This is a genomic window from Immundisolibacter sp., from assembly GCF_028696615.1.
GTDB lineage: Bacteria > Pseudomonadota > Gammaproteobacteria > Immundisolibacterales > Immundisolibacteraceae > Immundisolibacter.
In genome coordinates, this window is the sequence record NZ_JAQVGQ010000130.1 from 1 (window position 1) to 7,710 (window position 7,710).

At 66.6% G+C, this 7,710-nt stretch carries 9 protein-coding genes; 8 read left to right on the forward strand and 1 reads right to left on the reverse strand.

Annotation, left to right across the window (positions count from 1 at the left end):
* The 8 genes from PHC73_RS09275 to PHC73_RS09310 form a co-directional block, all read left to right on the forward strand.
* A partial coding sequence (locus PHC73_RS09275; RefSeq protein WP_300127005.1) for a hypothetical protein occupies positions 1–281 on the forward strand: 281 nt, incomplete at its 5' end.
* Positions 282–312: 31 nt separating this feature from the next.
* Entirely contained in the window at positions 313–1,143 is an 831-nt protein-coding gene (locus PHC73_RS09280) for a hypothetical protein (RefSeq protein WP_300127007.1), read from the forward strand.
* 154 nt (positions 1,144–1,297) lie between these two features.
* On the forward strand, positions 1,298–2,551 hold the full coding sequence (locus PHC73_RS09285; protein ID WP_300127009.1) for a Rieske 2Fe-2S domain-containing protein: 1,254 nt from the start codon (positions 1,298–1,300) through the stop codon (positions 2,549–2,551).
* A 93-nt stretch (positions 2,552–2,644) separates the two neighbouring features.
* Positions 2,645–3,997, forward strand: a complete 1,353-nt coding sequence (locus PHC73_RS09290) for an aromatic ring-hydroxylating dioxygenase subunit alpha (protein WP_300127010.1) — start codon at positions 2,645–2,647, stop codon at positions 3,995–3,997.
* Positions 3,994–4,560, forward strand: a complete 567-nt coding sequence (locus PHC73_RS09295; protein ID WP_300127012.1) for a 3-phenylpropionate/cinnamic acid dioxygenase subunit beta — start codon at positions 3,994–3,996, stop codon at positions 4,558–4,560. The genes PHC73_RS09290 and PHC73_RS09295 overlap by 4 nt, the downstream gene beginning before the upstream one ends.
* Before the next feature lie 15 nt (positions 4,561–4,575).
* Entirely contained in the window at positions 4,576–4,872 is a 297-nt protein-coding gene (locus PHC73_RS09300) for a hypothetical protein (RefSeq protein ID WP_300127014.1), read from the forward strand.
* A gap of 22 nt (positions 4,873–4,894) precedes the next feature.
* Positions 4,895–5,725 (forward strand): hypothetical protein, encoded by an 831-nt coding sequence (locus tag PHC73_RS09305; RefSeq protein ID WP_300127016.1) that lies wholly within the window; start codon positions 4,895–4,897, stop codon positions 5,723–5,725.
* A 16-nt stretch (positions 5,726–5,741) separates the two neighbouring features.
* Positions 5,742–6,215: an aromatic-ring-hydroxylating dioxygenase subunit beta gene (locus PHC73_RS09310; protein WP_300127019.1), complete on the forward strand. Its 474-nt coding sequence runs from the start codon at positions 5,742–5,744 to the stop codon at positions 6,213–6,215.
* Between the two features lie 338 nt (positions 6,216–6,553).
* Here PHC73_RS09310 and PHC73_RS09315 read toward each other — a convergent pair.
* A partial coding sequence (locus PHC73_RS09315; RefSeq protein WP_300127022.1) for an ABC transporter permease occupies positions 6,554–7,710 on the reverse strand: 1,157 nt, incomplete at its 5' end.

The following is a 7,710-nucleotide window of genomic DNA, read 5'->3' on the forward strand; positions in this document are numbered from 1 at the left end:
TCACCGCCGAGGAGCGCGCCATGATCCGCGACGTGGACCTGAAGGCGCTGGCGGCGCACGGCGTCAGCACCCTGCTCACGCTGATGGTGTGGCCCTTGCTCAAGGGCTCCGACGAGATGCCCTTCGACTACCTGGTGCACATGAACGACGGCAAGCTGCCGGACATGGGCATGACCGGCTTCAAGGCGCTGGGTCTGAAGGGCTACATCCGGTTCCGGCAACTCCGCGCGGCGCTGCGGCGTGCCTTGGGCAAGGGCGGGCCGGCCAAGGTCGGCGCCTGACGGCCCCTCGGCGACACTGGAGAACACAGCCATGGCAAACATCGTCGGCGGCTTCTGCGTTCCGCACGACCCGGCCATCACGGCCTTCCCGGAAGTGGCCAACAAGCGCCAGGCGGCCAACGTCATGGCCGGCTTCGCGCGGGTGGCCAAGCGTATCGGCGAACTCGGTGCCGACACCGCCATCGTGGTCGGCGACGATCATTTCGCCCTGTTCGGGCCGCACTGCCTGCCGCAGTACCTGATCGGCGTCGGCGACCTCGAGGGGCCGGAAGAGAACTGGATGCGTTTCGACCGCTACCCGGTACCCAACAACGTGCCGCTGGCCGAGCACATCATGAACTACGGCTTCGAGCGCGGTTTCGACTGGTCGGTGGCCAAATCACTGGTACTCGACCACGGCACCATGATTCCGGTGCACCTGGCGGTGACGCCCAATCCGGGCGTGCGCACCATCCCCATCTACACCGCCGCCGCTGTGCGGCCGCTGCTGCGCCTGCAGCGCGCGCTGGCGCTCGGGCGCATGATCGGTGAGGCGGTGGCGGCGTTTCCGGGCAACGACCGGGTGGTGATGATGGGCTGTGGCGGCATCAGTCACCGCGTCGGCACCGCCGACATGGGGCGCGTGGACCAGGGCTTCGACCAGATGATCCTGGACATGGTGGTGCGTGGCGACGTCGAGGCCATGGCCGAGCTCGACGACGCCTACGTGCTCGAGCAGGGCGGCAACGGCGCCTTCGAGATCCGCAACTGGATCGTCGCCATGGCCGCCATGCCGCGCTTCAAGGGCGAGGTGATCTGCTACGAACCGATTCCGGAGTGGATCACCGGCCTGGGCCTGGCGGAGCTGACGCTCGCCGCCTGATGCGGGACTGAACCGGTTCCTTGGCCGATTCGCCGGCTCGAGGTCGCCGCAGCTTGTCCGCCGCGAACGGCGCCGGATAGACTTTGGCGGTTTCAGGACGTGCTGCAGCCCGCGCGGCGGCATGTCTCCCCCAAGCGCGACGGCAGGACCTCCCATGAACGCTCCCCAACCCGCCATTGCGTGGCCGCAGGACACGGTCACCGAGATTCCCTATGCCCTGTATACCGACCCGGCCGTGTATGCGCTGGAGCAGGAGCGCCTGTTCCGCGGGCCGACCTGGAACTACCTGGGGCTGGCCGAGGAGGTGCCCAGCGCGGGCGACTTCAAGGCCACCTTCGTCGGCGACACGCCGGTGGTGCTGACGCGCGATCACGACGGCAGCCTGCACGCCTGGGTCAACCGCTGCGCGCACCGCGGGGCGCTGGTGTGCCGCGAGCTGCGCGGCAACAGCGCGTCCGGCACGCACACTTGCGTCTACCACCAGTGGGCCTACGACAACCGCGGCGAGCTGGTCGGCGTGCCGTTTCGCAAGGGCCTGGGTGGCAAGGGCGGCTACCCGGCCGATTTCGACCTGCGCGCGCACGGCCTTCGCAAGCTGCGCGTGGCCACGGCCGAGTCGATGGTGTTCGCGAGCTTCGGCGACGACGCCGAGCCGCTCGAGGACTATCTGGGTCCGGTCATGCTGGCCAACATCCGGCGCGTGCTGGGACGGCCGATCGAGGTGCTCGGCACTGCCCGTCAGCACATGCACGGCAACTGGAAGCTGTATGCCGAAAACACCCGCGACAGCTACCACGGCGGCCTGCTGCACCTGTTCTACCCGACCTTCGGCATCTACCGTCCGGCACAGGCCAGCGCCGCGCTGATGGACCAGCGGCACCGTTTCCACAACCTGTTCCAGATTCGCAGCAGCGGCGAGGGCGGTGACGTGGCCGAGTACCAGAACAAAGGCATGCGCGCCATGCCGGCGGCCGACAGCCTGGCCGACACGCGGGTCATCGCGTTCAAGGACGACTACCAGGACGGCATCTCGCTGACCATCCAGTCGCTGTTCCCGAATGTGGTGCTGCAGCAGATTCAGAACACGCTCGCCACGCGGCAGATCGTCACCCGCGGCATTGCCGACACCGAGGTGGTGTGGACTTTCTTCGGTTACCGCGGCGAGAGTGCCGAGCAGCGCGCGCATCGTCTGCGCAACATCAACCTGGTGGGGCCAGCCGGGTTCATCTCGATGGAAGACGGCGAGGCGGTGGAGATCGTCCAGCGCGGGCTCGCAGGCATCGAGCCGGGCGCGGCATCGGTGCTGTCCATGGGCGGCGACAGTGACGCCGACCTCGACCGGCTGGGCATGGACGAGAACTCCATCCGTGGCTTCTGGCGCGGTTATCGACGGTTCATGCAGTTGTGAGACGGCGGCCGCGCGAATGAAAACCGCTTGCGGCATAATCGACGCCCCCACGCGGGCCGGGACCGGTCCGTTGCGTCAACACGGAGGTGGAACGTGGTCGATGTGAGCCAACTGGTGGACGTCGCCGGCGGCGTGCAGAGCAAGCGCGTATTCTGGGATCAGGAAATCTACGAGCAGGAGATCGAGCGGGTGTTCGGTCGCTGCTGGCTGTTCCTGACCCACGAGAGCCAGATTCCGCAGCCGGGCGATTTCGTCACCGCCTACATGGGCGAGGACAAGGTCATCGTGGTGCGTCAGCGCGACGGCTCGATCAAGGCGTTCTTGAATTCCTGCACGCATCGCGGCAACCAGGTGTGTCACGCCGACAGCGGCAACGCCCGCGCCTTCACCTGCAGCTACCACGGCTGGTCGTTCGGCATGGACGGCGCGCTGGCGGCGCTGCCGCTCGAGCAGTCGGCCTACTACGGCACGTTCGACAAGGCCAAGTGGGGTCTGCGCGAAGTGGCCCAGGTGGACAGCTACCGTGGCTTCGTGTTCGGCTGCTTCGACCCGCAGGCGCCTAGCCTGCCGGACTACCTCGGCGAGATGGCCTGGTACCTGGACACCTGGATGGACGGCACCGGCGGCGCCGAGCTGGTCGGCCCGCCCATGAAGTCCATCCTGCGCTGCAACTGGAAGGTGCCGGCCGAGAATTTCATCGGTGATGGCTACCACGTCGGCTGGACGCACGCCGCTGCCATCAAGGTGCTGGGCGGGCCGCTGGCGGGCTTGGCCGGCAACGCCGAGATCCCCTTCGACGACGCCGGCTTGCAGGTCACCTCGCGTCACGGCCATGGTTTTGGTGTGATCTGGGATGGCCTTGGCCTGATCCACGACGATCCCGCCTACCGCAACTACGCTGCGCAAAAGCAGCCGGAAGTCGCCGCCAAACTCGGCGACTGGCGCGCCAAGCTGTACATGGGCCACTGGAACGCCGGCATCTTCCCGAACTGCTCGTACCTCTACGGCACCAACACCTTCAAGGTGTGGAACCCGCGCGGGCCGCACGAGATCGAGGTGTGGACCTGGACCCTGGTCGAGAAGGCGATGTCACCGGAACTCAAGCGCGAGATCGTCAAGCAGGCGATCCACACCTTCGGCACCGCCGGCACGCTGGAAAGCGACGACGGCGAGAACATGGAAACCTGCACCTGGTCCAACCGCGGCCCGCAGACGCGCAAGGGTTTGATGAACGCCCAGATGGGTCAGCTGAACGACGCCGAGCACCCCGAGCTGCCGGGCATCGTCGGCAAGAACTTCATCGGCGAGACGTCCTACCGTGGTTTTTACCGCTTCTGGGCCGAGCTGATGCAGGCCAAGGACTGGGCCGCCGTGCGCGCCAACGACGCCACCTGGAAAGAACCCCTGCTGCGCGGCGCCGCCAAGGCCAAGGAGCGTGCAGCATGAATGCGCCGAGCAACCAAGCCTTCAGCCTGGTGCAGGCCGACGAGAGCCGGCCGGTCGATCTCGCGCTGCATCACGAGGTCTCGCAGTTCTATTTCCGCGAGGCACGGCTGCTGAACAAGCGCCAGCCGCGGCAGTGGCTGGAGTCGCTGGTCGATGCGGACATTCACTACTGGCTGCCGGTGGTGGAAGATCGTTTCGCCAAGGACCAGCGTCCGCCGCCCAGCCCGGACGAGCCGGCCATTTACAACGACGATTACAAAGACCTCGACAAGCGCATCGCACGCCTGGAAACCGGCCTGGTGTGGATGGAAGACCCGCCGTCGCGCCTGCGCTACCTGGTCAGCAACATCGAGGCCTACCACACCGCCCAGCCCGAGCTGATCGCCACCTTCTGCAACGTGCACGTGTACCGTAACCGCCGCCAGCGCGAGGAAAGCAATCATTTCTATGGTCGCGAGGACGTGCTGCGGCGCGGCGCCGACGGCCGGCTGCGGCTGCTGCGGCGCAAGATCGTGCTCGACCAGCGCGTGGTGCTGGACAAGAACCTGTACTTCTTCCTGTAACCCGCGGAGCGCGACGTGAGCCTGTATGCAGTCGAGAAGGTGTTCTGGGAGTTCGGGACCGATCCGGCGCGCATCGCCGCGTTTCGGGCCGATCCGGACGGTTATCTCAAGCCTTACCGGCTGGAGCCCGACGAGCGGGAAATGATCAAGCGTGTAGACCTGAAAGCGCTGGCCGCACGCGGCGTCAGCACGCTGCTGACCCTCATGGTGTGGCCCATGCTGAAGGGCCCGGAAGGGATGCCGTTTTCGTATCTCGAGCACATGAACGGCGGCGTCATGCCGCCGTTCCCCGGCCAGCCCGGGCAATCCTGAACCACCCCACGGAGACCCGAACATGGCACACATCGTTGGCGGTTTCGTCATGCCGCACGACCCGCTGATCACCGGTAATCCCGAAATCGCCGACCCGGCGCAGGTCGAGCGTGTCAACGCCGCCTTCGCGCGGGTGGTGGAGCGTGTCAAAGAACTGAAGGCCGACACCGCCATCGTGGTCGGTGACGATCACTACACCATGTTCGGTCCGCACTGCCTGCCGCAGTACCTGATCGGCATCGGCGACGTCGAGGGACCGGAAGAGAACTGGCTGCGCATGCCGCGCCAGCAGGTGCCGAACAACGTGCCGCTGGCCGAACACATCATGAACTACGGCTTCGATCATGGCTTCGACTGGGCGGTGGCCAAGTCGCTGGTGGTCGACCACGGCACCATGATTCCCATCCACATGGCCGCCACGCCGGCCGGTCTGCGCAGCATCCCGGTCTATACCGCCGCCGGCGTCACGCCGCTGCTGCGGACCAAACGCGCCAAGGAACTCGGGCAGATGATCGGCGCTGCCGTGGCGTCCTTCCCGGGCAACGACCGGGTGGTGATGTTCGGCACCGGTGGCATCAGCCACTGGGTCGGCACCGCCGAGATGGGCCGCGTCAACGAAGACTTCGACCGCCTGGTGTTGGGCATGGTCGAGCGCGGTGACGTCGACGGCCTGGTGAACCTGAGCGACGACTACGTGCTGGAGAACGGCGGCAACGGTGCGTTCGAAATCCGCAACTGGATCGTCGCCATGGCGGCCATGCCGGCCGGCATCCGCGGCGAGCTGCTGGTGTACGAACCGATGCCGCCATGGATCACCGGTATCGGCATCGCCGAACTGAAACTCGCCGCCTGACCGGAGACCCGTCCCGATGAGCCAACTGCCCCTGCGCTACGAAGTCGAGGAATTGATTTACGCCTACGTGCAGTGCATCGACGACGACCAGCTCGAAAGCTGGCCGGATTTCTTCACCGACGAGTGCGTGTACAAGGTCATCCCGCGCGAGAACGCCGACCTCGGCCTGCCGGTGGCGGTGATGTTCTGCGACAGCAAGGGCATGCTGCGTGACCGCATCGTGGCGCTGCGCAAGGCCAACATCTACGCGCCGCACTTCTACCGCCACCTGGTCAGCAACGTGCGCGTGCTGGGTGAGGAGAACGGCGTGATCCGCGCGCAGACCAACTACGTGGTGTTCCAGACCCTGCTGGATGGCGACACGCGCATCTACAATGCCGGCAAGTACCTGGACCAGATCGTGCGCGTGGACGGGCAGCTGCGCTTCAAAGAGAAGCTGTGCGTGTTCGACACCAACCGCATCCAGACGCTGATGGTGACGCCCATCTGAGGCAGCGCCGATTCATCGGTGCTGCCGGTCCGGGGCGCAATGTCCCGGCATGCATCTAGCAGGCCGTTGAAAAACCTTTTGCAACGGCCTGTGAAGGCAAGCCAGGGATGGCTTGCCCCCAAATCAAGCGTGTCAAGCGCTTGATTTGGGGGAGGCTCGTTGCGGACGTGTGCCGCGACGAGCCGAGTTGAAAAAGGGAAGGAAGCCTTTTTTCAACGGCCTTCCAGGGCACAAGCCTTTGATGCACGAAGCGATCGGGGTTTGCGCCGCCGGGCGGTGAACCGGAAAATTCCAAGGATGGAAGTTTCCGGCGTTTTCGCAGCCAACCGCCGGTCGCCTCACTCGGCGGCCAGCGCCACCACCGGGTCCAGACGCGCTGCCTTGCGCGCCGGCAGATAGCCGAACACCAGCCCGGTGCCGACCGCCGACAAAAACGCCAGCAGCGCCGGTGTGGTGGCAAAGATCACCGTCAGGCCGGCGGTGCGCAGCGCCAGGCCCACGCCGAAACCGAGCGCCAGCCCGATCACGCCGCCCACCGTGCACACCACCGCCGCCTCGGTGTTGAACTGCAGCAGGATGTCGCGCATGCGCGCCCCGGTGGCCATGCGGATGCCGATTTCGCGCGTGCGTTCGGTGACGCTGACCAGCATGATGTTCATGACGCCGATGCCGCCGACCAGCAGCGAGATGGCGGCCACGGTGCCCAGCATGAGGGTAAGCGTGTCGTAGGCGGCATTGGCGGCGTCCAGGATCGACGCCAGGTTGCGCACGCTGAAGTCCTCGGTGCGGTGGCGTTCGCGCAGCAGGCGGGTGATGGCCTCCTGCGTCGCCTCCATGGCGGTGACGTCGGTCACTTTCACGGTGAGCGCGTTCAGGTAGGCGCGCCCGAACAGGCGCACGAAGCCGGTGCTGATCGGCACCAGCACCACGTCGTCTTGGTCGCCGCCCCAGTTGGAGGCGCCCTTCTCGGCCAGCACGCCGATCACCTCGAACGGCACGTTGCGCACCAGGATGTACTGCCCGACCGGGTTTTCGCCGCCCGGAAACAGCGTGCGCGCCACCGTCTGCCCCAGCACCGCCACCGGCGCGTAGCCGCGCTGGTCGCGGGTGGTGAAGAAACTGCCGGCCACCACCGGCCAGTCGCGCACCTCGGGCAGGCTGGCCTCGGTACCCTGCACGGTGGTCTGGTAGTCGATGTTGCGGGCGCGCACGGTCAGGCGGGCGCTGCGTTCCGGCAGCACCGATTCCACGTTCGGAAGCTGCGCGATGGCGGCGGCGTCTTCCGGCACCAGTGTCACCACGTCGCCGCCGCCGCGGATGCCGGGCGCGCCCGGGCGCACCATGATGAGGTTGGTGCCCATGGCGGTGATCTGGGACAGCACCTGCTGCTTGCCGCCTTCGCCCACCGCCAGCATGGCGATCACCGACGCCACGCCGATGACGATGCCCAGCAGCGTGAGCGCCGTGCGCAGCGCGTTGGTGCGCAGCGAATGCA

Excerpts from the sequence above, each read along its gene's own strand:
- PHC73_RS09295 (WP_300127012.1), top strand. The coding sequence starts at position 3,994 with ATGAATGCGCCGAGCAACCAAGCCTTCAGCCTGGTGCAGGCCGACGAG.
- PHC73_RS09280 (WP_300127007.1), top strand. The coding sequence starts at position 313 with ATGGCAAACATCGTCGGCGGCTTCTGCGTTCCGCACGACCCGGCCATC.
- PHC73_RS09305 (WP_300127016.1), top strand. The coding sequence starts at position 4,895 with ATGGCACACATCGTTGGCGGTTTCGTCATGCCGCACGACCCGCTGATC.
- PHC73_RS09285 (WP_300127009.1), top strand. The coding sequence starts at position 1,298 with ATGAACGCTCCCCAACCCGCCATTGCGTGGCCGCAGGACACGGTCACC.
- PHC73_RS09310 (WP_300127019.1), top strand. The coding sequence starts at position 5,742 with ATGAGCCAACTGCCCCTGCGCTACGAAGTCGAGGAATTGATTTACGCC.